This window comes from Bradyrhizobium sp. USDA 3397 (assembly GCF_054060965.1).
Genome location: NZ_JBSSDS010000001.1, coordinates 7023042 through 7046725, shown reverse-complemented (window position 1 = coordinate 7046725; position 23684 = coordinate 7023042). Strand labels below are relative to the sequence as shown.

Here is a 23684-nt window from a genome sequence, read left to right as displayed (position 1 = left end):
TCGGACGCGTCCCCTCGCCGCCACGCGGTGCAGGGCTGCTTAGCTATTTCTGTCAGACTGCCGGGCGTGATAGTGCCTGCCAGAGCGCTCTCCAGCAACTTCGGCGATGTGTCTTATGAGTTCGCGATCGCCGCCTTGGGGCCGCAGCACCCGGCAGACATCCTCGAGGACGACCTCAAGGTTTGCCTGGCCCGGTCGTCGAGCAGCTTCATGGCTGACCGAGCCGTGCGTGTAATCGGCTTGCAAATTTGACCCCTCATAGGCGTCCAATTTTGACCCCTTTGCGCGGCGGGTTTTGCTGGTAGCGCTCGTCTCGTCGGAGCTGGCCGGGATAGCGGAGGCGAGACGAGCGCGGGTGGCGTGATCGTCGTCTCGGCTCTTGAAGCGCCAGCTATCGTTGCCGGTCTCGACGATGTCGCAGTGATGGGTCAACCGGTCGAGCAGCGCGGTGGTCATCTTGGCGTCGCCGAACACGGTCGGCCATTCGCCGAATGCGAGATTGGTGGTCACGATGACGGAGGCGCGCTCATAGAGCCGGCTGACGAGATGGAAGAGAAGCTGGCCACCGGACTGGGCGAAGGGCAAATAGCCGAGTTCATCCAGCACGATGAAGTCCATCCGGGTCAGATGCTCGGCGAGCCGACCTTGCCGTCCATTGCGGGTCTCGATCTCGAGGCGATTGACGAGGTCGACTACGTTGAAGAAGCGGCCGCGGGCACCGGATCGGATGCAGCTTCTGGCGATGGCAATGGCCAGGTGGGTCTTGCCTGTGCCGGTGCCGCCAACCAGCACGACGTTGCGTTGTTGGGCGATGAAGCCGCCGCCAGCGAGATCATTGACGAGAGTCTGATTGATCGGCGTGCCGTCGAACTGGAAGTCGGCGATGTCCTTGGCCAATGGCAGCTTGGCGATGGTTAGCTGGTATTTGATCGAGCGGGCCTGCTTCTCGTTGATCTCGGCGTTGAGCAGGTCGCCGACAATGCGCTGAGGTTCGTGCTGGCGCTTGACGGCAGTTGCCATGATCTCGTCGAAGGCAGCCTTCATGCCGTAGAGCCTGAGTTCGCCCATGAGGTCGAAGATTTGGGTTCGTTCCATCAGAAGGTCCTCCGGAGGTTGTCGTAGCGGGCACAATCGGCGATCGGTGCATGACGGAGCGTCAGTGCGGCCGGCGTCATGATGTTGGCCGGTGGGGCGGGTTCACGTTGACGGGCCAGGATATTGAGAACGACATCGGCGGAATGGACGCTGTGGCTGAGCGCTTCGGCACAGGCCGCTTCCACCGCGGGCAGACCGTCAGTCAGCACCGCGTTGAGGATGTCGACCATCTGCCGATTGCCATCGTCGGTGCTGGCCAGCTTGCGCCGGATCCGCTCGATCGCGGCCGGCAGCACCCAGTCTTTGAAGGGAGCACCGTTGCGCAAGGCGCCGGGTTTGCGGGCGAGCACCGGCACATAATGCCAGGGGTCGTAGACGGTATCGCCGCGGCCAAAGGATCGCGGGTGCTCGGCAACGATGCCTCCATCCTGACGGATCACGATGCGATCGGCATAGGCTTGAACCTCGACCGGTCGTCCGACTGCGCTGGCTGCGACCGAGTACTTGTTGTTGTCGAAGCGCACCAGGCAGGTCTTCGAGACCGATGCCGTCATCGCGTGGAAGCCGTCGAAGCGGCCGGCATAGGGAACGAGTTTGGGGCGTTCGGCTTCGAACACTTCCCAGATTGTCTGATCGGCCAGCTCCGGATGGCGATGAGCCTTGGCGTAGGTGATGCATTTGTCGAGCAGCCAGGCGTTTAACTCGTCGAGATTTTTGAACCGCAGCCGCGGCGTGAAGAAGCGCTCCCGGACCAGCCCGACCTGGTTCTCGACCTGCCCCTTCTCCCAACCCGAGGCTGGCGTACAGGCGACCGGATCGACCAGATAGTGGCTGCACATCTGCAGGAAGCGGCGATTGTAGAGACGCCTTTACCGACGAAGATCGTCTCTACGGCGGTCTTCATGTTGTCGTAGATGCCGCGGGTGCAGGTGCCTTTGAACAGGGCGAACGCCCGGTCGTGGGCGTCGAACACCATCTCCTGCGTCTCCCGCGGATAAGCCCGCACGAACAGCATGCGGCTGTGACAGAGCCGGACATGGGCAGCCTTCACCATCACCGTGGTGCCGCTCAGCAGGACGACCTCGTGGCTCCAGTCGAACTGATAGGCCTCGCCTGCGGCAAAACTCAGCGGGACATAAGCGGCTGCGGTCGATTGCCCGCGTTCTTTGCTCCAGCGCCTGGCGTAACGCCGCACCGCATCGTAACCGCCGTCGTAGCCGCGGCCGCGCAGCTCCTCGAAGATCCGGATCAACGTCAGCTGTTCACGAGCCGACTTAGCCGCGTTCGCCGCCAGCAACCCGTCAAGCTCTACTGCCCATCGTCCCAGCCTTGGCCGCGGCTGCACCTGCCGCTCGTACTCGAAGGAGGTCTCTCCCGACCTCAGCACCTTCCGAACCGTGTTCCGCGACACCTTCAGGTCACGGGCGATCTCCTTGATCGTCTTGCCCTTGATGAAGTGCTCGCGCCGGATCCGGGCAATCGTCTCCACGATCAGCATCCCCCACCACCTGCTTCGTTCCAAAGCAGGCAGCGCAACAGATCAATCTGTAGGGGGTCAATTTTGGACGCCGATCCCCCGGCTTAGGGGGTCAATATTGCAGGCCGAATGACACCGAGGCTGACGAAGGCAGCAATGTTAAAGAGCGACCCGCGGTGCGCGCGGTCGCATCTCAAGCAGGCGGCACCTACAAGCCGTGCATGGGGCCGCTGCCTGGCTGTTATCAACGGGCTATCTCTTCTTCAGGAGCCTTCCACGGCAACCCGGAAGGTGCGCGGCGTTGGTGTACCAGGGCTCCGACCTGCTGAGCGCTAAGCCTCAGCCTGACCGAGTTTGGGCATCGAAGTAAACGTGACGGCAGCCTTGACAGACTCCGTCCGTCGCGGCGAATGAGCTCGCAGCACGGATCTGCATCCGGCTCAATGCGTCAATGGCTACACCGACGAACCGTCACCTGAGCGGCTATCGGATCATCCGCAGCACGCCGCCGTTCGACGCACATTTAGGAAAGCGGTTTCTGCCAAGATCGCGGACGTCAATGATGCCGTCGCGCGGGAGCTTTGGGATTTGGTTTCCGAGCGAGGCCAAGACCTGCCGCCGGCAATCGCGGACCTGCCATCGTGATTGCGATAGAGCCCCCCAAACAGAACGACCTGTTCACGTCACCCACACTCGATAGCGGGTGCGGATGCCTGCCTAAACCTTTGGATGAAACTTTACGACGGGCAGCGGCGGTGACCGCAGTTCGGCTGACCAGTCTAGATTAGCGAAGAGAGCTCGAAAGTAGGCGTAAGATGCAGGCCGAGCTACATTTTCGGCGAGCAATGAAACGGTTGCCTCCTGAAATGATTCTAGCCCTTCATATGCCACTTCGTATTCCGCGGCACATTTCACAAAGCGCTTACGACCTGACCGGAAATCAACCGTCCACTCAATAGTGCAAATCAGGTTGCCTTGATCCGCATTGAAAGCCACCTCCTTCACGCGCCCTCCATACGAGGGTTTGATTTGATCACTCCTGCCTGGATCAAGCACGTCACGATCCACTTTGAAGTTGACCGACGTCAATAAAATCGCAGCCAACCTGGCTCTTCTGACGGCCCGATTGTATTCGACTCGTCGCCGCTGGGCATCTTCCAGCTCGGGTTGGCCGCTCGTAATTTCTTCAGCCATCTTAGGCCGCTACCTCAAAGTCATTAGCACTTGGGACATGCGAATCATTGGCTGGCTCTGCGCACTCAAAGCTAATTCGCGAGGCCAGTAGAGCAAAAACAGAAGCGACATCGCGCTGTGTCAATGCTTTGACATGACCGACTTTCTCAAAATCAGCTTCCGCCCATTTGGTATCGGTTGCAGTTTTCGGTTGGAGGGAAGACGCTTTCGCGCGACTGAGCTTTGCAGTCTCTCCCAAGGCAAAGAAAAGCGCTGCAACAGTCCTAAGCGTCAGGTTGGCGCCGGGGCGGAAAACCTGAGATAGGCGAGCTTTGCTGATTCCGAGGCGGCGCGCCAACTCGGCGCGGCTTACGCCACGTTCAATCATAAGGTCATGCAGGAGAAATTGAGCATCGATGACCAGATCCTCTTGTGCCTCTATAAGTCCCGCTGGCATGGGAGTATCGTTGCGCATGTCCTGTACCTCACTTCCACTCGATAAGATCGCCGATCAGAAGCCCCACGGCTTTAAGTCTACTCTGATCTACTTTGTTCTTCTTCTTGGCCGGATCTACATCAACTCCAACGAACGTCTTTCGACTTTTGACGGTCATGACAGCCCCATATAGTCGCCAACCGTCGGGCTTAAACGCCCATACCGGAACTTTCTTGCCCCCGGGACGTCCATCCGAATGACTACCCTCGTGTCGGTAGTGGTCTTCAACCATTCGATGGGGTTCATGATTGCAAAAGCGTTCGAGATAACGCTGGAGCTGGCGCGCCTGGGCGCGCGATATGTTGTCCGTGCGCGCGATTAACGCGTCGTACTCAACTTTTGCGCTAGGGGACAGCCGCACCTCCGCTACCTCTCCTATGCAAACGATCTCGTATGTTGCCGCCGATATCAACGTGGCAGACCCTAATTTCGGCGGCAACGGTTAATATATAAGTTTACTCCGCGCAAGCTCAATAGGTTCCCACAGTGTGACAAAAATACAGCTCATACGTGTGATTTGCCCTTCTGCGCCACAACCCCGCGTATGTCCACGAGTTTTCTGCATCAATCAACTTGGATTACCCCTCGATCCGCCACGTTGCGGCGGGCGACCCAGTCTCCAAAACGCGAAGTTAAGCTCTAACTTGACCGATTAGAGTGTGCTCCGCCCTAGCGTGCCCCCAAACTAGCGGCTTGTGTAAGACCCTGCCCCACAGAATCAATCCGGCATGGCACCACCGCCCTAGGTCTCGGTCGCATGCCCCACCCCGTCCAACGCCATACGCCGACCCATCCCGATGGCAGACCGATGAAGATCACCTTCGGCCGGATGCGCGCGATGGGCTTGCGCGGCATCCTGGTCTACTGCCACTGCAGCCATCATATTGCCTTGGACGCTGACGAGTGGCCTGACGAGGTGCGGCTTTCTGATATTGAGCCGCGCTTCATATGTCAGGCTTGCGGTAATCGCGGCGCCGCTGTTCGGCCCGACTTCGAGCGCGGCAACCCTCGGCTCGCCATCACAGGGGCTGCACCGAAAGAGACCGCCAACTGAGGCGGCCGTACCGCGGGGTCCCAAGCCAAGGTGTTGGCGCCCAAGAATTGGGCATAAATCCTGCCCACTGTCATTTAACTTATGTTACGGCTCTGAAATGGGGCTCCCCGGGTGTTCCGCTTATAAATACACGCTGTAAGAACAAAGCACGACCGATTGATATCACAAATTGTTCTGGCCGGAGAACGCCCGCTGACACGTAGCTGACGACAGGACGGCCTCAGCTGGGCGGGAGCTGAGGCCGTTGGGGTCTGCACCGGCTTTGGGGGCTATTGGGGTCGCCGGAGCAGAGAGACAATCCCCCGGATTGCCACTTGTTACCGACTCGTAAAGCCGACCTGGCAGAAGCGCTTCGTGATCGATGGCGAGGCCGTCATCCTCGGGATGGACGGTATCAGCGACTTCAACGCGCTGCACAGCCGCCAGCACGATCATGAGGTGCAGCTATACGCCTTCGATATCCTCGCGATGGGCGGGAACGGTTTGCGGTGCCTCCCCACCTGCGCGCGAGGCCAATCTGCAACAGTTATTGGCGCGCCAGCGACCTCCCCTGCCAAATGCTGTCAGAATGGGCAAACCCCCATCTAGGAATTTGGTCCTAGTGCGTGCGGACCACCCCGTGCGGTTCAGGTTCCCCCGCGGCGCAACATTATTGATCCCCCCCCCGCGTGCGGCTTGCGCTCCGCCGTTGCCGCGTCGGTCGGCGCGGCGGCGCGGCGTGCGACGATTAGCTCGGCGTGCAGTATGTCCGCTCCGCGCTTGTCGCGTCGGTTTCCTTTCCGTTTGGTCATTGGGATTAGGGATCGGCCAGACATCAGACCTGTTCTGATGACTGCGGGCGCGAGTTTGGCCCGATCACCCGACTTCTTTGCAGAACCGTCACGCAGTTCCCGTCCTCCAAGAAGGCGGGGCGGTTCGATCCCGGGAAGTTCGAGGACCATTATGAGACCGCGCTGATTGACCTGATTAACAAGAAGCGCGCCGGCAAGCCGATCACACCGAAGGAGCGCCCAGCATCGACCAACGTCGTCGATCTGATGGAGGCGCTGCGCCGATCCGTCGGCAAGGAGGCGGCGCCGTCGGAGGCCGCAGAACCCCGCCAAGAGGCCACGGAAGGCGGCAGCCGGCCAGAAGGAGATGCTGATGCCGATCGAGGGCAAGAAGCCCAAGGAGGCCGCGGCGAAGAAGCCGACGCCGGCCGCAGCGGAAGTCGGCCTGAGGTCGGAATAGGAGGACCGCATGGATGTGAAAGAAGCTTTGGCGCACCGCAGCCTAGCGGCCAAACGGACTCGATCCGGACCCGAAGGTCGCTCCGCCAGCGAACGACGCGGCACTGCGCTGGGCCGAACGGCTACGCAAGGTGACTGTGCAAGCCCCTTGTCCTCGCTCCTCGTCGAGTTCCTACTCGGCACCTGGGTCGCGCCGCGCTAGGACTAGGCTAGCGGGTAGGTTGGTGAAGGTACCAGCCTTACTTGTAGATAGGACCGAGCTAGGAATGCTCAAGAAGCTCGACCGCATCAAAGCTCCTGAGCCGGTTTAACCTCACCCCACCTCCTCGTCATCGGCATGAGGCCAATGACCTCGTTCATCCTTTCAAAGAAGCCCTCATAGCGCGGCCACTCGGCCGCCGCGCTGAGCTCATCCATCATTTCGCTCGAAATCAAATCGCTCCGGACGGTGAGCACGTCATCGTCGGCGATTTGCAGCGATCGGGTAATTTCGAGATATGCCGCTTGGTATTGTTCGAGCAGCGTTGCGAGCTGGAGTGCCATCTCTAGGCGCTTGCCGAGCGACGGCTCGGCGCCGATGAGGGCTAAGCCATTCTCGTATTCACGGCGCATGCGGTCGAGCTTCGTCGACCGGAGGCTGTACCGATCACGAATTTGCCGGTTTCGCGCCTCGCTCGAGGCTTCACCGCAAGGGCATTGAGATCGTCTGCATGCTCCAGCGCGGGTGACCATGCTTGGTGTAGCCTTCGGGCGGCAGGTGCCGCAGCGCGCGCACCAGCGTCGCCCTGTCTCTTTCAAGGAGATCGGCCGCGCGGTTGATAGAAAATAGATTATTCATCCCCTTTCCCGCCTGCTGTGGGGGGTCCCATGGAATTTTGTGCTGTTGTTGTAAGGCAGCCGGGCGCGCTAGCGCAACCGGCGTCGTTCCCTGGTCCGGGAAGGACCCGAACCGGGGACCAGCTCGTGCTTAATCGCGGCCCATCGGCTGCATGCGCCACCCTCCTCAAAAATCCCTGAAACCTGCGCGGCGCAGCGCAAGCCGGGTACATCTCGCTGCTTCAGCTTCTGCTTGAGCTTCTGCTTGAGACAGCGTGTGCAGCAGGCGGTCCCGCCGGGCGACGTCGTGCGCCTTGATTGCCGCGGCCTTCAACGCGGCGCGCTGCACCTGCTCAAACGTTACGGAGTCTGGAACGGTCATCTGATAGGTCTGATCGGCGAGCACGAAGAAGCCGAGCTGGATCATGACGGCAAATTCAAAGGGGTAGGACTCGCCCAGGACGTTGCTGGGTTGATCGGACTCGAAAAGAGAGTCCACCTGCTTCCGTGCGCTCAGAGCCTCAAGTGCGACGCATTCGAGGCTGGGATAATCGTACCAACATAGGGCCGACTCACAATACTCAAAAGGAGGATGGCCCGACATCTGAGACCAGAAGCTCTGCGCTTCCGCCACCTTCAAAAGCCAAGAGCCGGCGAAGCGGCAATCGCAGCCGTTTTGCATTACGATCGGAATATGCGGGTCTTTGTTGCTCGATGCAGTCATTAATTCTCTCGCTATCGGGACCCTTTTGATCCCGCGATGATGTGTCCCATCATCATCCGGGCGTGGCGGGAAATCCGCCGCAGTTGGGTTATCCATGAGAGGGCAACGTGTAGACCATCCATCAGGCAGCCACGTGCGCTGCCGTGAACGTAGGCGATCCATGGAGCATTCCTGCTCGCCAACGCATCCGCCACGACCTGCTCTCGTCTTGAGGTGTTGACCCAGCTCGAAAATTGCTGCCCGGCAGACCCCAGACCAAGCTGAGGTGCCACGGCTCTGATTGCTCCTCGCCCATCACCACTTCGAACGCCGCAAGTTCGCCGAGCGCAGCCTCGATTCGCGCCCGCGCGTCGCTGATGCTGGCGGCGTCAACCATCGCAATGCGTGATTTCTGCCCCGGACCTTTGGGTTGATAGCGGATCAGAGGAGTGTGACTTTCCCTTATAAATCTATATTTATAAGAGCCTGTCACACTCCTCGGCCGCGCGGCGGTGCCGTCGTCTTTATCAGAGGCGGTCACAGTCCTCCGGCGATTGCGCTCCACGTCGAGCCCATCGCGGCTGTACGCCTTCCGGGCCGCCTGCGATGTCGCCCACAGGTCGGGATAGAGCTTCGCAGCATCCGCCGAGAACGCCGGAACGATGCCGCGCTCGATCATCTCATCGATCTTGTTCGGCTCCAGATCGGCGAACTCAGCCACGGCATCCAGCGCCAGCGGCACCACCGTGTCGCTCAGGATCATCCAGATCTCGACGGGGTTCGCGCCCGACCGATTGACGCCGCGGGCTCGGCCGACGGCCTGCACGATCGCCGCCTCCGTCACGGCTTGCCTGATCAGCTCGGCCTCAGGCTGCTCGAACACGCGGGCGGTCAGCCTCACCTCCGTGCCGTTCTTCAGGCGAACGGCCCGCTCCTGCTCGATCATCGACTGCGGCCGGCCGCCAGGGCGCTTGGGTGGCAGCGAGCGCAGCGATATTGGCTTGCCCGTCAAAGCGGCCGCCATGTGTTCGATCGCTTCCGGGGCCGGCAGCGGTCTGCCGATCATGATGAGACATTCGACATCGCGCCACCGGTCGATGCCTTCTACCGCGTTGAAATGCGCAGTTTCCATGTTGGGCACCGCCCCGTCGAATTGCTCCTCGAGCTCCTTGTTCGTAATCAGCAGCGTCCGACGGCCCGCAGCCAGCTTGCGGACCGTTTTGAGCAAACGCTCCCGCTTGTTGCCGACACGTTTCTCCTCTGCGGCGCTCCGCTTTCCCGGCTCCAATTTTGACAGTGAACTCTTGCCGACCGGCAACCCGATGACCTGCGTCATGTACTCGTGGGGGGCCATGACCTTCAGATCGAGCGCCACTTCGATCTGCGGGAAGAAGTACTTCAGGATCTCCAGGTGCAGGGTCGCATCGAGCACAATGACCGGCAGTCTGGCGATCCGTTTATGGATCTCTCGCCGGCCGTTGATCCGCAAGCAGAGCACGGTGCCGTCTTTGGTATGCTTCAGAACGATCCGCAAACGGCCGGTCGCCTCGTCGGGACCGGAGAGCAACTCATCAACGGCGCCCCACATCGCAGCGCGCTTACCGAGCTGCCCCAAGAACCGGAATTCCTTGACGCGAGCTTGGGCCGTTTCTTCACTGCTCTGCGGCGTCAGATCGACCTCGACCTTGCGCCGCCACTCCAGCTTGGCGGCAGCCGCACCCGACCCTTCGTCATACTTGTCACCCGGCAGCAGGCCTGCCGCGAGAAGCGCGGCCTTGGTCAGATAGCCGTCCTCCCGCGCGTAGTTGCCGGCATCAGCCACTTGCTCTCCGCGGGCCAACGAAACCGCCATTTTCAGTCGGTAGATCAGATCTTCCAGACGCGCGGTGTCATCACCATTCTTCTCATGGCCGTTGTTGCGGACCGGAAAGGTCTGCAGCTCGGCGTCCAAGGCATCGACCGCGATGTGCGAGAATGACAGACCCGACTGCCAGAAGCTTTCATCGATCACCACAAGGCCGACCTTCCTGGTCAGTTCCTCGGGCGGCGCGAACATGTATTCGTGCGCGCAGAACACGACATCTGCTTTCTTCGCGGCAATTTTCTGCGCCTGGTAGCCGCACTGGTGATAAAACGGACACAGGATCGGCTCCTGGCCCTTGCGGCCCTTTCGGCAAGCCGTCCGCTCGACATGGGCTCCAATCGCCTCTGCTGCGGCAACGGCTTGCAGGTTCAAGCACAAGGGCTCGCCAGTGGTGAGGTCGTTGGCCTTACGGGATTGCCACAGCGCAGTCGTGATACCGTCGGGCAGGCGGTGCCGGGCTTCCTCACCCAGTTTGTGGGTGGGGACGAAAACGATGACGCGGTGGGGGATGCGCTTCCGCTTCTTCTTGCCGGCTTTCTTCGCCGCGTAGGTCTTTTTGGCCTGCTCAGTGTAGTGGACGATGCCAACGCGAGCAGCCTCAGACTTTCCGACGCCGGTCGGGACGCAGACCGCCTCCAGCACCGAATCGGCGCCCGCCTCATGATGCTGGATCGCGATCGTCATCTGCCGATCGATCGCCGCGCTCAGCAAGTCGCGGGCAACCTCAACCGGCAGCGCATCCGACTGCTTGGCGGTATCCGGATCGAACTGATCGATGATCGCGCCGCGGAGCTCACGCATGCTCTGGTGAACTCCCGGGCTCAGCGAGCAGGAGGTCGTTGATGTCCTGACCGGGCGTGTCGGGCATGACCAAGCGGACGTGTTTGCCCGCGGCAATCCAGCGGTCTCGGCAGGCGGCAGCAGCCCGTTGACCCGTCCCGCTGACGTCGTGATCGACCAGGATCGTGAGCCGCTGCACATGCTCAAGAACGGTGAAGTCGCTGATCCCGCCAGCATCCAGCACAGACCAGGTCGCCCCGGAGCCGAGCATCATGCCGGCGAGACACGTTTCCACACCTTCGCCGATCGCGAGGGCCGCCGAAAACGCCGGCGAAAGCCGGATGACGCCGCCGCCCTTCGGACCGAGACTCATGGGCGGTCCGGCGGCGGTAGCATCAGGCGTCAGCTGCCGGCGGTGCACACCGACCGGCTCGCCCGTGGTGATGTCCTGGATCAGCGCGACAAGCGCCGGTGCCGTCGTGCCCCGGAACGGGCAACGTGGGTGGAAGCCCAGGACATCCAGCGCTTCATCGAGAACGATGATGCCTCGATGGGCGAGATACCGCTCAGCCAACGAGCCGCGCAGGGGCAACACGCCGCCCCAGATCTGGAGCGCACGACGAATGCGAACGGCATCGTCGGTTTCCTCACGATGAACCTGGCGCGGAATCTGCCTGGTGACGCCGAACGCGGGACCCAAATAGCGAAGAGCGTAGACGATGGCGTCGCCAACGGAACAACCGAGCTGACGCTCGAGAAAGCTGATGATGTCTCCACCACAGCCGTTCTCGTGATCGAACCAGAGCCCGGCGCTGGCGCCCTGCAGGCTCAGAGCAAATGAACCGCGATTGCCCCAGCGCAATTGACGCCTGGTGCTGAGGCGGCGATTGGGGGGACCGAGGAACGACTGGACGATCTCAGCCGCACGGGCGCGCAGTTCCTGCCGCGCGTCGTCGTCGAGCGTGCGATGATCGTGGCAAGGGTTATTGCGTGTGTTCACGGGCTGCGTGTTCGATTACTTGTGCAAACACGCGTCGGTTTCGCGCTCACGGATCGCCGCGAGCTTCTCCTGATGAGCCGCGCGATCTTCGGCCACGCGCAGCTCGACAGCACGCTCTAGCTCATCCGCCGCAGTGATGCGCTCAATGTCGCGGAAGGCATTGCGCCTGGAGCGATGCAACGGGATCGGCGGCTTCGGCTTGCGGCCGGGCGGGACGATTGTGAAACTCATGGGATGACCTCCGCTGCTGCGGGGTCGTCAGCCCTGGCATCATCACCGCGCGCGGGTGACCGAGCCAGGACCGGAAGCGACCCAGGTTCAGATAGAAAAAACCCCGCCGCGCTGAGTCGACGAGGTTCTCTCATTGAGCCGGAAGCCGTCCTGCCTGGAAGATTTGGCTAGGGATTATTTGTCCGCCTTATCCAATGCCTTGCTCTTCGCCGCTGCTTCCCTGTTTCAGGAATTCAGACTTCACATAGCCGAGGTGGCCAGGGTGCGGTGGCTCCTCAATCCCGAACAACAGGTGAGCTGCTCGGAGCGTGTGGATCAGAGGCTGATGCCTTTCCAGCGGCTTGATGCCGCACTCCCACAGTAGCGCGAAGATGCGTTCCCATAACAGGCGCTCTGGAGTCTTTTTGTTGGGCGGCTGCTCCAGCAGTTCACTCAGATCGACGTCGCCTCTCAGCAAGTACTCAATTCTGACCCAGCCGTCGTCGATTGCCACCAAGAGCCGCCCCCATTTCTCGTGCTCGGGAACCTCGTCTGCATTAACGCTCGCATCGAATACATACGGAACCCATGGATTCTCGGGCAGATCTCCATACCACCCGCTGTCGGGCACATCTCGATCCCGTGCAGCGTTAAATGCTCTGCGCACGTTCGGTAGCTGCTCCATGAGCCCGGAGACGACGCGTAGCTTCACCTGAAGGTCGTCAAGTAGCCCACGAGTCTCCGCAACCGAACGGAACCGCGCCACTCTCCAGTATAGGTGTCCGGCCTCTCGGATCCTGTGCTCCACATGGCGAGCCACTTCGTTGGCGCGTGTCGGTCGATCGAACAGATCAGGTTCGGCCACAGCTCCCCAATCCGGTCCGACGTAGTCGACTATTGTTTCGATTGGGCCAAAGGCCTTGAGCACGGCCGCCAGCTGAGCGCGCGTTTGAGCTGGATCATCCGAGATCCATGTCTCTGTCGGCCAGTTCGGACCACGAAGCATTGGGTTGAGGGACGCAATTTTGGCTAGCTAAATCTTCCTTCGGAATGCCTGATACTCCAGTTTGTTCCGAGTGAAGCAAAAGCACCTTTATCATGAGTCGCTGAAGCTGGAGCGCCCGGTGCGAGCGCGGCCGGCGATTGTCGCTGACGAGGTTGCGAATCCCATAATACCGCTGGATCGGCCCGACGAGGCCGTTCTTCGGTATGTGCGGGAGCTTGCCAAACGACTCGCGCACGAGGATCATGCGGCCGAGATCGCGGCCCGCCACGCATCGAACCCCGCTATCCCCAAGCGCCCATGAACCGCTGCGTCATCTACGCCAGATTTTCAAGCGACCGCCAGAAAGATCGCAGTATCGACGATCAGATTGCTCTTTGCCGCGATCTATGCACGCGCGAGGGGATGGCGGTGATCTCCACTTTTGAGGACCGCGCCATTTCCGGCGCCGGAGCAATCAACCGCCCCGGATTTCAAGCATTGATGCGCGCCGCCGAAGCGGGCTTGTTCGATGTCATCGTCGCCGAAGACATGGATCGTCTGTTCCGCGACCAGGCCGACTACCACACCACCCGCAAACATCTCGACCATCTCGGTATCGCGATCCACACGGCAAGCGGCAAGGTTGGCAAGCTCGATGGCGCGTTGCGCGCGCTCATGAGCGAGATGTACGTGGAGAATCTGGTGCTGCATACGCGACGCGGCCTGGAAGGCGTAATCCGCGACGGACGGCACGCTGGCGGGCGCGCCTACGGTTATCGTGCGGTGCCCAGCAAGCCTGGGGAGTTGGAGATCGTCGAGGATGAGGCCGAAATCGTGCGCGAGATTTTTGCCCGCTACATCGCCGGCGAGACGCCACGCGCGATCGCGCACGATCTCAACAGCCGCAAGGTTCGCGCACCGCGCGGCCAGCTCTGGAATGCCTCGACCATCAACGGCAACGTGTCGCGGGGCGGAGGCCTGATCCTCAATAGTCTCTACGGCGGTTTCATCACATGGAACCGAGTGAAGATGGTCAAGGACCCTGTGACGCGCAAGCGCCTCTCGAGGCCCAATCCGAAGGATCAGCACAAGGTCGTCGAGGCGCCACACCTGCGCATCATTGACGATGCGACGTGGAAGGCCGCGCAAGCCATCAAGATCAACCGTCGTCACAACGCGATGCCCGCGACGGTGCAAAAAGCGCGTGCGCCCAAGCGAGTTTTTTCTGGCTTGATCAGATGTGGTTGTTGCGGCGGCGGCATGGCATCCATCGGCGCCGATCGCAAAGGCGTGCGCCTGCAATGCACGACACATCGGGAAAGCGGCTCATGTCCCAATAGCCGACGCGTCTACCTCGACGAGATTGAAGCGCTGGCGATCAAGGGATTGCGCCAGCACCTCGCTCACCCCGAGGTGATTGCCGAGTTTGTCGACGCCTACAACGCGGAGCGCAAGCGGCTGAAGAAAGAGGCAAGCACCGAACGCACCCGGATCGAGCGACGCCTGGGCGAGATCGAGCGTGAGATCAAGCGCATCGTCGATTTCATCGTAAAAGGGATGGCTACCGATGCGCTCATCCCGCGAATGAATGAACTGGAGGCCGATCGCAAGGCGCTCGCCGCGCGCCTTGAGGAGACCAACGAAGCCGACACCGTGATCGCCCTGCATCCCAAAGCGATCGACCGCTACAAGCGCGCCGTTCGGGAATTGGACGACGAGCTGAAGCGCGGATCCCCAATCGAATTCGCGACCATCCGCGAGCTGGTGACCGCGATCATTGTGCATGCCAGCCCGAGCCGGCCGGGCGGCGCCGGAACCAAAGCCAACGCCGAGGATGACCGGAGCGTGCGGATCGATATCAAGGGGCGCCTCGCCGCGCTCTGCGGCAATCCCGCCCTGTTTCCGAACATGGCTATGTCGGGGGGATCGTTGGTAGCGGGGGAGCGCTACCGCTTTTCCCCACACCACCAAAACATACGATATCTCATCCATTCCTTCGCATGAAGCAGTTCGGGAGACTTGAGCGAGAAGCTGCTTTACGCCGTTGACGAGAAGTGTTTAACGGTCGCCAACGCAGATTGTACGAAAGCGGGCAATGTCGTGTAAAATGGAAGCCAAGCGCGCTTAGGGTCCTGCCTCGTACTGCGGGTCCGAGATGAGGCCGCTGAGACAATTCGGTTGTAGGTTCAAATCGGGAAGACGCAACCACCGATTGGCATCGGTTCAAGTCGGGATCTGACGGTGGACGCCCCCTGCGTCTCGAACCATACGGCGCCTACTAACTCATTGATTTCATTGATTCTGAACTCGACAGGCGAGCAGACGCAAAAAACTACAAGATAGGAGCACCGTAGGAGTACTCGTCTTAGTCGCGTGCGCCGAGCAAACTATCGTACAGCTGCCGGAGAGGCTGAAGTGACGGAAGGTGGCGCCGTCGGTGGATCCAGCGAGCCGAAGCGGCAGATGACATACCGGATCAATGGCGCGCTGCGCCGTCTAATCAGTGTCGAGAGCGTGAACCAATCGGTTGCGGTATCTTGGCTACAGCGCAGGGCTCTGTTGATCTTGCGCCCATTGTGCGACACCTTCCACGCATAGTCCCTGCTGCTATTCTTGACCGGCGATCAGTGCGCCGCCGCCTGCCTCGGTGGAACCCGCCGCGGCGACACCCAAAATTGCCAAGGTCATTTCCGCGATAGTTGTCGGCAGGCTGTTAATGGCGTCGATGCTGACCGCGCAAGCGTAGCGAATTGCGGACAGTTGCGAAGTATGAACCTTGCGGATACCAACCGGCTGGACCAGCCCGGGGATCAGGAACTTGACGTCGGCGTAGCCTTGCCCATGTCCGTGCGTCGGCAGGTTGACAGGCATATCCTCTACACTGATCGTATGATCCGTACCGCGATCCCGATTGAAAGCCGCGCAGAAGCTTCGCGGCCAGGCCGTAGCAGTCAAGCACAACCTTAACGCTCGGTTGCTTCGTGTCGTCCGCGTGTTGTATCCCCATGATCAGGTTCGAGGCCAAGCGCGAGACGCCTTAGCCGTGCAGCCCTGCCCACCCCCGGCCTTGTAGCAAGGAGACGAGCAGATCTCCTTTGCCCTTATGCGATATGGAGAAGCCATGTTCGGATACCAGACTTTCGTCCTATTCTCGGCAGCAGCATTGCTGGTGGCGGTCACGCCCGGACCCGGGATCTTCTATATTGTTGCACGAACACTCGCGGGCGGCAGAACTGAGGGCTTGACGTCAAGCGTCGGCCTAGGCCTCGGTGGCCTCGTGCACGTCCTGGCGGGCGCCATCGGCTTATCAGCCCTTGTCATGGCCAGCGCGGAGGCCTTTGCTGTACTGAAGATCGCGGGAGGCTTGTATCTCGTCTGGTTGGGGATCAAAAGTTGGCGCGAAGCGCGTCTCGTCGAACCTGGCGAAGTTCGCACGACCGGCGCGCGTCGAGCGTTTCGCGAGGGCATCGTCGTCGAAGCACTCAACCCGAAGACGGCGGCATTCTTTCTTGCTTTCATCCCGCAGTTCGTCGACCCATCGGCGAATGTTGCAGAGCAGTTCGTCGTGCTGGGCCTTATCTCGGTTGCACTCAACACGAGCGTAGACTTGATCGTGACCTATTGGGCTGCGAAAGCTAGAGATGGATTGGCGAAGCGCCCGTCGTTTGTTGCTAGGATGCGACAGGCATCGGGCGCCGTCATGTGCGGTCTGGGAGCGACGCTGCTGCTAGCACGTCGCACGAGCTAGCTATTCGAAATAACTCAGGTAGTGCTTCTCATCTAGCTCGGCGGTCAAATGAGAACGGGGCGGCTGGGCAAATGGTGGTTGATAGCTGGGCCAGCATTGCAAAAGATTTCGAAGCGCGCCCAAATTGATCCCTCATAAAATACGACATCTGCAATACTTGGATGAGCTTGCGAGGCGATCCAGCCAGATTTTTCTCTCCTAAGATTGTACTATAGCGCAAACGCTCTTTGGCTAAACTGATGCGGACGCCGGTGTTGAGCCGCGGTGTATTCAAGGCGGTGATCGTGATGATCGGCACCCCCTTCGTTGCGAAGATGATCGTGTTCTTGATCGCAGCCCGGCTCTGGCTGGTTGCGAGCCTTCGTGGAGCTCGATCAAACGGCTGCGCTCCAGCGGAGCCTCTTTGGCGTCCCTCAGGGCGCGGAAGCGCTGCTGACTATTGACCTGACCGTTGTTAAATTCTTGAAAATCCATGGCTTCAACAATCCGGCCCGATTTTTGACCCCGCCGTTGAAACGAAATTTATCGAGGAAAATCAATTTCAACAGTTCCATCGACAATTGGCCTAAATTGTTGAACGGGACCGTTGGCTCGCCAAGTCGCCTGCTTAAAGAGTCCGGTCTGCTCGTATGCGGGGGCGCGGAGCCGGATGTCAGCGCTCTCCGCGACGAGGGCTGCCAAGGGAGCGCGCGCACAGGCCTTGTTGCGAGGCTCGCGCGGGCGCCTCTGCAGCAAGCGCTTGATGCCGGCAAGCACTCGGCCGTCGCAGGCCAGCACGTTCTGCTTGCCGGCGTGAGGGCGAACGCATCTTCTCCGCCGCCGCGGCCTGCGAAACTTGCAAACCAGGTCGCGCCAAATCGACTGGACGGCAACTCTGAAAGCGGTTGCAGAGCGGGGTGCAAAGGCCGTGCTAGACCTCGACCCAGCACATGCGCCTGCCCAGACGGTGTAAGCCTCCGAGTCATCGCTGGTCCTACGCTGCCGACGGGTTTCGCACGATCGAAGGCCTGCGGCGCTGGGTTAGATCCGTCTAGTCGGAGACGGCTCGCGCGCCGGTTCGAACCTCAAACGCTTTCTCAACGTCTCTGCAGGGCGATTCCCATCGTGGCCCGTCGTCTGCGGCTTCGCACTATTACCGTGATCTCGGCTTTTGCATAGATGCCCGGTTCGATGTCAGCGCTTCGCGTATTGAGCGGCGAACGAAATCGGCCCCACGGCTAAATCATCGCGCACGAAGTGGAAATCCGGCTTCGAAGCGCGCCGCAACTTGGGCGATCGATTTAGCTGGCCTGTTGGATCCATGCATGGCACGAGCCGCGTCCGGACTATGGGGTTGGCCATGCTCTAACCGGCTTTCTTTCGGGTGCAGACAGACAAGTGAATCCAGATCACCCATACGTGCAAAGTTCTCATTTGTCCGTCCATCCCACGACGACGCAGACTGCTCCAAAATCAAAGCTTGCGAGCGTTTTGGGGAGGATACAGGCGCTTCAATGAAGCTATCGCGTATTTCGGGCGTGTTGGCGCAAAGTCACCCGGCATTTTGGGCCCGCGCGGCAAATCTCGACATAGTTGAATCCGTTTGTTCGATCGCTCGTCGTGCCGAAACGGCGTCCGATGACGCTCACGGCTGGCTGCTCGGCGAAAAATCACATGAGAAGCGCACCTAAGCCGACCGGCGGCCCGCGGACGCTCAGAAGAGGAGGAAGAAGGGATGAAGTTCAGGACGTTTCTTGGTGCATCGGCCATGCTGGCGCTTACCGGCGCCTCGGCGCATGCCGCCGATAAGGATGCGGCCGACACCGCCGTCGAAGCCGCAAAGAAATATGCGGGCGCGACGATCAGCATCGTCTGGGAAGCCGGCCTCCAATCTCTCGACCCGCTGAACTATTCGGGTCCCAAATGGGAGAAGCTCACCGGCATAAAGGTCAAGGTGGTCGAAGTCCCTACCGACCAGATGTTCACCAAGATCATGCAGGATTTCAAATCGGGCGCAGGAGCTTATGACGCGCTGAACGTCATTCCGTCCTGGATGCCAGACCTTGCACGCGCCGGCGCACTCGAGCCTCTCGATAAGTATGTCGACAAATTCGGCTATCGCGACGAGTTGCAGGACATTGCAGCCGCCTACCGCGACAACCAGATGCAGTATGACGGCAAGATCTACGGTTTTCCGGACGACGGCGACGTGATGCTGCTCTACTATCGGAAGGACATCTTCGAAGATCCGAAGATGAAGGACGAGTTCAAGGCCAAGTTCGGCTACGAACTGGCGCCACCGAAAGACTGGAAGCAGTTCGACGAGATCGGCCAGTTCATCACGGACAAGATGGCGCCCAAGGTTTACGGCGCCGGCTTCTTTCGCGCCGCGCCCTATCCGCAGTACATGTTTCAGGAACGCTTCCGCATGGAAGGCGGCAAGTTTTTCAATGCGGATACCATGAAGGCGACGGTGAACAGTGACGTCGGCCTTAAAGTGTTCAAGCAGATGCTGGCGGAAAACAAGTTCATGCCGCCCGGCGTGGAGCAGTGGAATTTCGTCGACAATCTCGCGGCGTTCCTCCAGGGCACCACGGCAATGACGATCTCCTGGCCTCCCTATGGACGTTGGGCAGCAGGCTATGGCTCCGGCGAGGAGGCGCTGAAATGGGTGCCAAAATCGCAGGTGGCCGGCAAGGTCGGCTATGCCCTCAACCCGCTCGGTCGGCCGGAACTCGGTGTCGGCTTCGACCTCGCGGTCTCTGCCACCAGCAAGAACAAGGAAGCCGCCTACCTGTTCATCCAGTGGCTGAACAGCAAGAAGACGAGCCTCGAGCGCGTCCAGCTCCCCTATACGCTGCGCGACCCGTTCCGCGTGTCGCACTACGCGAGCGAGAAATATCGTTCGCTCTGGCCCGATGCACCCTCCTATCTCGACACCGTCAAGACATCCGGTGAGAAGGGCCTGCTCGATCTCTCCCTGCTGCAACAGGACAAGTACGACGAGGCAATGACCAAGGCGATCTCCAGCCTCTGGGCGGGCGAAGATGCCAAGGCCATTCTCGACCGCCTGGCACAACAATTCGACGCCATCACGGAGAAGGTCGGCATCGAAAATCAAAGGGCCGTTTACAAGGTCTGGGCGGCAAAGCCTGGCGCCTATCCACAGTAACTGCCTTTGTTGCTGCATGGGAGGCGCCTCCTCCCATGCAGCGCTGTCTCCTGGATTGATGATGACGCTTGCCACAAGTCTCAATGGGGCTGAACAACGCCGCCCCAGCCGTCTCGGGCGTATGCTCGAGGACCGCCTACCCTATCTCATCGTCGCACCCGCGATCTTCATTCTTCTTTTAGTCGGCTTGTTCCCACTCATCTACTCGTTGGTCGTGAGCTTTCAGCGCATCACGATGACCGACAACGACACGTCCTTTGTCGGCCTGCTGAACTATGCAGAGCTATTCAGGGACACCCGCCTCTGGGCATCGCTTGGTCATACTGCGATCATCACCGCAGTCGCCCTGCCCCTCGAGCTTCTGATCGGCTTTCTGATGGCGCAGCTTTTCATTGACCGCCTGCCGGGCCGCCAACTTTTCGTCGCGCTCCTGGTGCTTCCGACCGTGATTTCCCCGATTGTCGCCGGAGCGACCTGGCGGTTGATGTTCGACGTTCGCTTCGGTCCGATAGGCCAGATCCTCAGCTTCTTCGCTGGCGAGCCGGTCCGGATCTTGTGGACTGTCAATCCCGCCTACGTCTACCCGGCGATCATCATCTGCGAGGTCTGGCAGTGGTCGCCATTCATGTTCCTGCTGCTGCTTGCGGCCCTGTCGAACGTGGACCAGTCGCAGCTCGAAGCTGCGGAAATCGACGGGGCGTCATACCTCCGCGTGCTTCGCGCGATCATTCTGCCTTCGATTGCGCCGGTGATAGCTGTTGCCTGTCTGATCCGCGGCCTCGACCTCGTCCGCATCTTTGACATCATCTGGGCCCTCACCGAAGGCGGTCCGGGTTCGATGACCGAAACCATATCGCTCTACACCTACGTGCAAGGCTTTTCGCAGTTCGAGATCAGTTACACAGCCGCAATCTCCTTCCTCGTAATCGCGCTGCTGACGATCATCACCACTCTCGTCCTCAAGCGCATGGAGCTTGCGCGATGAAAGTCGGAAAACTTCCAGCGAGAAAGGTCCGCATCCTGGGCCTTCGCTATCTCGGCGCGACCGTCGTGACGCTGCTGTTTCTGTTTCCGGTATACTGGCTGTTCATGATCTCGTTCAAGACACCGGACGAGATCTATCACGTGCCGCCCTTGTGGGTTCCTGCACAGATCCAGTTCTCGAACTACTACGTTCTGTTCAAGGATGGTGACGTTGTAGCCATCCTGAACAGCCTGATCGTCGCCGGCGTCAGTTCCGGCATCGCAATCGTTTTGGGTACGCTTTGCGCCTACAGCCTTGCCCGCTTCGGTACCGGTGGTGAGAACCTCGCGATGTGGATCATCTCCCAGCGCATGATCCCACCCATCGCGGTCGTCTTCCCGATATTCCTGCTCTACGTCCATTTCGGCATGGTTGATGGCTTCTTCGGATTGATCCTGCTCTACACGGCATTCAACCTTCCCTACGTCATCTGGATGATGCGCGGTTACATCGTCGATGTTCCGCTCGAGCTTGAGGAAAGCGCTCTCGTCGACGGACTGAATCGATGGGAAGTGATCTGGAAAGTCGTCTTCCCCATGGTTCGTTCCGGCCTTATGGCCACATCGGTGTTCACCTTCGTATTCGCCTGGAATGACTTTCTCTTTGCGCTCGTGCTGACACGTACCGAGGTCATCACCTTCCCGGTCCAGTTGACACACTATTTTGGCGGACAATCGAATTTTTGGGGGAAGATCGCGGCCATGTCTGTCTTGGGAACTTTGCCGATCTTCGTGGCCGTCTCGGTGATGCAGCGCTATCTCGTACGCGGCATCTCCTTAGGCGCTGTCAAAGGTTAGGGAGAGCGGAGTGGCTGACGTCAAGCTGTCCGGGGTGCACAAATATTACGGCAATGTGCACGCGGTTCGAGGTCTCGATCTGACCATCGGCGACGGTGAATTCGCCGTGCTCGTGGGACCGTCTGGCTGTGGCAAGAGCACGCTCTTGCGCACCATCGCCGGCCTCGAAGATCCGGACGATGGAACGATCACGATCGGCGGCGCAGTGGTCAACGATCTACGCCCGCGCGAACGGAACATCGCCATGGTATTCCAGAACTACGCGCTTTATCCCTATTTGACTGTCAACGATAACATCGCGTTCGGTCTGCGTGCCCGCAAAACGCCCGAGATCGAGATCAGGAAGCGGGTCGGCGAAGCCGCCGAGATGCTCGGGATCGGCAGTCTTCTCCAACGCTATCCTCGTCAGCTCTCCGGCGGACAGCGTCAGCGGGTTGCCATCGGCCGCGCCATTGTCCGCAAGGCGGACCTGTTTCTATTCGACGAGCCGCTCTCGAATCTCGACGCCCAGCTGCGCGACGAGATGCGGACTGAGATCAAGCGTCTGCATCACGAGATCACGACGACGATGATCTACGTCACCCATGACCAGGTTGAGGCGATGACGCTCGCCGACCGCATCGTGCTGCTGCGCGACGGGAAGATCGAGCAGCAGGGAGCTCCGCTCGAGCTATTCGAGCAGCCTCGAACCGGTTTCGTGGCCGGCTTCCTCGGCTCCCCGTCGATCAACCTCATCCCAGCGACCCTCAAGATCAACGGCGGCGGCGCAGCGGTTGTGTTTGAATCCGGTGGTACGATGACACTTCCGAGCGCGAAGACCACGTCACTGACCAGCGCGGAAGGGCGACAGGTTCTCGTCGGCATTCGTCCGCAGCATTTCAGTCGGGCCGGCGGCGGATCTCTCCGCGATGGAGTGGTCGCCTATTCGGCCGTCGCTGATCTCATTCAGCCGACAGGGACCCGTACATTCACCACCATCAAGATAGGCGGAGTGGATGTGGTTGCCGAGCTGCAGGCTCATGACGTCAGCAGGCATGGCGAGCGGATCGATCTCGCCATCGACCTCAATCGCGTGGTGCTGATCGATCCGGCTAGTGGGCTGGTCATTGCATAGCAAGGGCCGGGTCAACATCGAGAACAGGATGACAGAAATGACGCCGAAGCTTTTTGCGAGGGGAATTGGAGCACCCGAGGGACCGATTTGCCTGCCGGACGGGTCCATGTATGTCACGGAAATGTCGGCGTCGACCCTTTGCATCACGCGGCTCGACCCTCGCGGCAACCGCAGGGTGATCCGGACAACGGGCGGTCGTCCGAACGGACTGACGATCGATGGCCATGGCCGGATCTGGATCGCCGAAGCCGGGCTCCGCGCGCTGATCTGCATCGATGACAGCGGAAACGAAATCCGACGCATGCAGGGCGAAGGCGCCGATCGCTTTCTGTTTCCGAACGACCTCTGCTTCGGTCCGAACGGACTGCTCTACATGACAGATTCCGGCATGGCCGCCGAGGATTTCATCAATGGCCAGGCCTTTGTAGTCGGCTACATGGACCTCGATTGGGACGGCCGCGTATACGAGATCGATCCGGCGGCCATGAAGGTGCTGCGCGTCCTTGATCGTAAGATCCGTTTCACCAACGGTATTGCCTTCGGTCCTGACAATCACCTTTATGCTAACGCATCCTTCACTGGCGATGTCTATCGATACGACGTGTTCGGCGAGACCGCGCCGGAACGCGTGGTCTTCGGCAACGTCCTGCAACCCGATGCCAATCCCGATTTCAAGGGCCCAGACGGAATGGCCTTCAGCAAGGACGGCCGGCTTTATTGCACGGTGTACAACCAGAAGAACGTCACGGTACTAGACCGCCGAGGAGAGGTGGTCGACCGCCTGATCTTAGACGGACTACAGCCAACGAATTGTGCCTTCACGCTCGAGGGCAAGAAGCTTCGCGTCACTGAAGTCGGCAAGGGCCAGGTCGAGGAGATCGATGTGCCCTGTGAGGGTCTGCCGCTGCATCTGCCTAAATTCGATTGACGAGGAGCCTCGCGGCCTGTCCCGCGAGGCATCGCACATC

22 protein-coding genes and 3 pseudogenes are annotated in these 23684 nt (G+C 60.2%); 11 read left to right on the top strand and 14 right to left on the bottom strand.

Annotation, left to right across the window (positions count from 1 at the left end; translation table 11 throughout):
• Nucleotides 1-372: 372 nt before the first annotated feature.
• The 4 genes and pseudogenes from istB to ACVWYQ_RS32600 form a co-directional block, all read right to left on the bottom strand.
• Nucleotides 373-1095 (bottom strand): annotated as a pseudogene (gene istB / locus ACVWYQ_RS32615) (IS21-like element helper ATPase IstB); the annotation flags it as partial.
• Nucleotides 1096-1103: 8 nt separating this feature from the next.
• Nucleotides 1104-2593, bottom strand: a pseudogene (gene istA, locus ACVWYQ_RS32610) (IS21 family transposase); the annotation flags it as partial.
• Between the two features lie 696 nt (nt 2594-3289).
• A complete protein-coding gene (locus ACVWYQ_RS32605) occupies nt 3290-3766 on the bottom strand; it encodes a hypothetical protein (protein WP_456726896.1) in 477 nt (158 codons plus the stop codon).
• A gap of 1 nt (nt 3767) precedes the next feature.
• Nucleotides 3768-4220, bottom strand: coding sequence for a helix-turn-helix domain-containing protein (locus tag ACVWYQ_RS32600; RefSeq protein ID WP_456726895.1), 453 nt, complete (start codon nt 4218-4220; stop codon nt 3768-3770).
• A 217-nt stretch (nt 4221-4437) separates the two neighbouring features.
• On the opposite strand from ACVWYQ_RS32600, the gene ACVWYQ_RS32595 reads away from it, so the two are divergent.
• The 3 genes and pseudogenes from ACVWYQ_RS32595 to ACVWYQ_RS32585 all read left to right on the top strand — a co-directional run.
• Nucleotides 4438-4563 (top strand): hypothetical protein, encoded by a 126-nt coding sequence (locus tag ACVWYQ_RS32595; protein ID WP_456726894.1) that lies wholly within the window; start codon nt 4438-4440, stop codon nt 4561-4563.
• A 435-nt stretch (nt 4564-4998) separates the two neighbouring features.
• Nucleotides 4999-5295 carry a hypothetical protein gene (locus ACVWYQ_RS32590; protein WP_456726893.1) on the top strand — a complete coding sequence of 99 codons (297 nt, stop codon included), beginning with the start codon at nt 4999-5001 and terminating at the stop codon, nt 5293-5295.
• A gap of 896 nt (nt 5296-6191) precedes the next feature.
• Nucleotides 6192-6514, top strand: a pseudogene (locus ACVWYQ_RS32585) (Ku protein); the annotation flags it as partial.
• Between the two features lie 298 nt (nt 6515-6812).
• On the opposite strand, the gene ACVWYQ_RS32580 reads toward ACVWYQ_RS32585, so the two are convergent.
• The 8 genes from ACVWYQ_RS32580 to ACVWYQ_RS32545 all read right to left on the bottom strand — a co-directional run bounded on the left by ACVWYQ_RS32580 (nt 6813) and on the right by ACVWYQ_RS32545 (nt 13171).
• A complete protein-coding gene (locus ACVWYQ_RS32580; RefSeq protein WP_456726892.1) occupies nt 6813-7136 on the bottom strand; it encodes a hypothetical protein in 324 nt (107 codons plus the stop codon).
• Between the two features lie 70 nt (nt 7137-7206).
• Complete coding sequence (locus tag ACVWYQ_RS32575) at nt 7207-7362, bottom strand: hypothetical protein (RefSeq protein ID WP_456726891.1); 156 nt, start codon at nt 7360-7362, stop codon at nt 7207-7209.
• 165 nt (nt 7363-7527) lie between these two features.
• Nucleotides 7528-8064, bottom strand: coding sequence for a hypothetical protein (locus tag ACVWYQ_RS32570; protein WP_456726890.1), 537 nt, complete (start codon nt 8062-8064; stop codon nt 7528-7530).
• 121 nt (nt 8065-8185) lie between these two features.
• Entirely contained in the window at nt 8186-10708 is a 2523-nt protein-coding gene (locus ACVWYQ_RS32565; RefSeq protein ID WP_456726889.1) for a hypothetical protein, read from the bottom strand.
• The gene (locus ACVWYQ_RS32560) at nt 10701-11687 is read right to left on the bottom strand and encodes a DUF7146 domain-containing protein (protein ID WP_456726888.1); all 987 of its coding nucleotides are present in this window, start codon (nt 11685-11687) and stop codon (nt 10701-10703) included. Before ACVWYQ_RS32560 ends, ACVWYQ_RS32565 begins: the two co-directional genes overlap by 8 nt.
• 15 nt (nt 11688-11702) lie before the next feature.
• Nucleotides 11703-11918, bottom strand: a complete 216-nt coding sequence (locus tag ACVWYQ_RS32555) for a hypothetical protein (RefSeq protein WP_456726887.1) — start codon at nt 11916-11918, stop codon at nt 11703-11705.
• Between the two features lie 187 nt (nt 11919-12105).
• Nucleotides 12106-12825, bottom strand: coding sequence for a hypothetical protein (locus ACVWYQ_RS32550; RefSeq protein ID WP_456726886.1), 720 nt, complete (start codon nt 12823-12825; stop codon nt 12106-12108).
• 31 nt (nt 12826-12856) lie between these two features.
• On the bottom strand, nt 12857-13171 hold the full coding sequence (locus ACVWYQ_RS32545; protein ID WP_456726885.1) for a hypothetical protein: 315 nt from the start codon (nt 13169-13171) through the stop codon (nt 12857-12859).
• Between the two features lie 29 nt (nt 13172-13200).
• On the opposite strand from ACVWYQ_RS32545, the gene ACVWYQ_RS32540 reads away from it, so the two are divergent.
• Complete coding sequence (locus tag ACVWYQ_RS32540) at nt 13201-14886, top strand: recombinase family protein (RefSeq protein ID WP_456726884.1); 1686 nt, start codon at nt 13201-13203, stop codon at nt 14884-14886.
• Between the two features lie 603 nt (nt 14887-15489).
• On the opposite strand, the gene ACVWYQ_RS32535 is transcribed toward ACVWYQ_RS32540, so the two are convergent.
• Entirely contained in the window at nt 15490-15753 is a 264-nt protein-coding gene (locus ACVWYQ_RS32535) for a hypothetical protein (protein WP_133408717.1), read from the bottom strand.
• Nucleotides 15754-16003: 250 nt separating this feature from the next.
• Here ACVWYQ_RS32535 and ACVWYQ_RS32530 point away from each other — a divergent pair, with 250 nt between their 5' ends.
• Nucleotides 16004-16630 (top strand): LysE family translocator, encoded by a 627-nt coding sequence (locus ACVWYQ_RS32530; protein WP_157286330.1) that lies wholly within the window; start codon nt 16004-16006, stop codon nt 16628-16630.
• A 28-nt stretch (nt 16631-16658) separates the two neighbouring features.
• On the opposite strand, the gene ACVWYQ_RS32525 is transcribed toward ACVWYQ_RS32530, so the two are convergent.
• Nucleotides 16659-16928, bottom strand: coding sequence for a hypothetical protein (locus tag ACVWYQ_RS32525; protein WP_275512480.1), 270 nt, complete (start codon nt 16926-16928; stop codon nt 16659-16661).
• A gap of 1195 nt (nt 16929-18123) precedes the next feature.
• Here ACVWYQ_RS32525 and ACVWYQ_RS32520 point away from each other — a divergent pair.
• From ACVWYQ_RS32520 to ACVWYQ_RS32495, 6 genes are all read left to right on the top strand, one after another.
• Entirely contained in the window at nt 18124-18300 is a 177-nt protein-coding gene (locus ACVWYQ_RS32520; protein ID WP_157286332.1) for a hypothetical protein, read from the top strand.
• 44 nt (nt 18301-18344) lie between these two features.
• Nucleotides 18345-19781: an ABC transporter substrate-binding protein gene (locus ACVWYQ_RS32515; RefSeq protein WP_157286333.1), complete on the top strand. Its 1437-nt coding sequence runs from the start codon at nt 18345-18347 to the stop codon at nt 19779-19781.
• Nucleotides 19782-19842: 61 nt separating this feature from the next.
• Nucleotides 19843-20766 carry a carbohydrate ABC transporter permease gene (locus tag ACVWYQ_RS32510; RefSeq protein WP_275497138.1) on the top strand — a complete coding sequence of 308 codons (924 nt, stop codon included), beginning with the start codon at nt 19843-19845 and terminating at the stop codon, nt 20764-20766.
• Nucleotides 20763-21602: a carbohydrate ABC transporter permease gene (locus tag ACVWYQ_RS32505; protein WP_128263957.1), complete on the top strand. Its 840-nt coding sequence runs from the start codon at nt 20763-20765 to the stop codon at nt 21600-21602. The genes ACVWYQ_RS32510 and ACVWYQ_RS32505 overlap by 4 nt, the downstream gene beginning before the upstream one ends.
• 10 nt (nt 21603-21612) lie before the next feature.
• Nucleotides 21613-22716, top strand: a complete 1104-nt coding sequence (locus tag ACVWYQ_RS32500) for an ABC transporter ATP-binding protein (RefSeq protein WP_275497139.1) — start codon at nt 21613-21615, stop codon at nt 22714-22716.
• Nucleotides 22717-22753: 37 nt separating this feature from the next.
• Nucleotides 22754-23644, top strand: a complete 891-nt coding sequence (locus ACVWYQ_RS32495) for an SMP-30/gluconolactonase/LRE family protein (RefSeq protein WP_157286335.1) — start codon at nt 22754-22756, stop codon at nt 23642-23644.
• Nucleotides 23645-23684: the final 40 nt, after the last annotated feature.

What these genes read in the sequence shown, in the direction of transcription:
- ACVWYQ_RS32605 (WP_456726896.1), bottom strand. Translation starts at nt 3,766, where the DNA reads ATGGCTGAAGAAATTACGAGCGGCCAACCCGAGCTGGAAGATGCCCAG.
- ACVWYQ_RS32600 (WP_456726895.1), bottom strand. Translation starts at nt 4,220, where the DNA reads ATGCGCAACGATACTCCCATGCCAGCGGGACTTATAGAGGCACAAGAG.
- ACVWYQ_RS32595 (WP_456726894.1), top strand. Translation starts at nt 4,438, where the DNA reads ATGACTACCCTCGTGTCGGTAGTGGTCTTCAACCATTCGATGGGGTTC.
- ACVWYQ_RS32590 (WP_456726893.1), top strand. Translation starts at nt 4,999, where the DNA reads ATGCCCCACCCCGTCCAACGCCATACGCCGACCCATCCCGATGGCAGA.
- ACVWYQ_RS32580 (WP_456726892.1), bottom strand. Translation starts at nt 7,136, where the DNA reads ATGCGCCGTGAATACGAGAATGGCTTAGCCCTCATCGGCGCCGAGCCG.
- ACVWYQ_RS32575 (WP_456726891.1), bottom strand. Translation starts at nt 7,362, where the DNA reads ATGAATAATCTATTTTCTATCAACCGCGCGGCCGATCTCCTTGAAAGA.
- ACVWYQ_RS32570 (WP_456726890.1), bottom strand. Translation starts at nt 8,064, where the DNA reads ATGACTGCATCGAGCAACAAAGACCCGCATATTCCGATCGTAATGCAA.
- ACVWYQ_RS32565 (WP_456726889.1), bottom strand. Translation starts at nt 10,708, where the DNA reads ATGCGTGAGCTCCGCGGCGCGATCATCGATCAGTTCGATCCGGATACC.
- ACVWYQ_RS32555 (WP_456726887.1), bottom strand. Translation starts at nt 11,918, where the DNA reads ATGAGTTTCACAATCGTCCCGCCCGGCCGCAAGCCGAAGCCGCCGATC.
- ACVWYQ_RS32540 (WP_456726884.1), top strand. Translation starts at nt 13,201, where the DNA reads ATGAACCGCTGCGTCATCTACGCCAGATTTTCAAGCGACCGCCAGAAA.
- ACVWYQ_RS32535 (WP_133408717.1), bottom strand. Translation starts at nt 15,753, where the DNA reads ATGCCTGTCAACCTGCCGACGCACGGACATGGGCAAGGCTACGCCGAC.
- ACVWYQ_RS32530 (WP_157286330.1), top strand. Translation starts at nt 16,004, where the DNA reads ATGTTCGGATACCAGACTTTCGTCCTATTCTCGGCAGCAGCATTGCTG.
- ACVWYQ_RS32520 (WP_157286332.1), top strand. Translation starts at nt 18,124, where the DNA reads ATGAAGCTATCGCGTATTTCGGGCGTGTTGGCGCAAAGTCACCCGGCA.
- ACVWYQ_RS32515 (WP_157286333.1), top strand. Translation starts at nt 18,345, where the DNA reads ATGAAGTTCAGGACGTTTCTTGGTGCATCGGCCATGCTGGCGCTTACC.
- ACVWYQ_RS32510 (WP_275497138.1), top strand. Translation starts at nt 19,843, where the DNA reads ATGACGCTTGCCACAAGTCTCAATGGGGCTGAACAACGCCGCCCCAGC.
- ACVWYQ_RS32505 (WP_128263957.1), top strand. Translation starts at nt 20,763, where the DNA reads ATGAAAGTCGGAAAACTTCCAGCGAGAAAGGTCCGCATCCTGGGCCTT.
- ACVWYQ_RS32495 (WP_157286335.1), top strand. Translation starts at nt 22,754, where the DNA reads ATGACGCCGAAGCTTTTTGCGAGGGGAATTGGAGCACCCGAGGGACCG.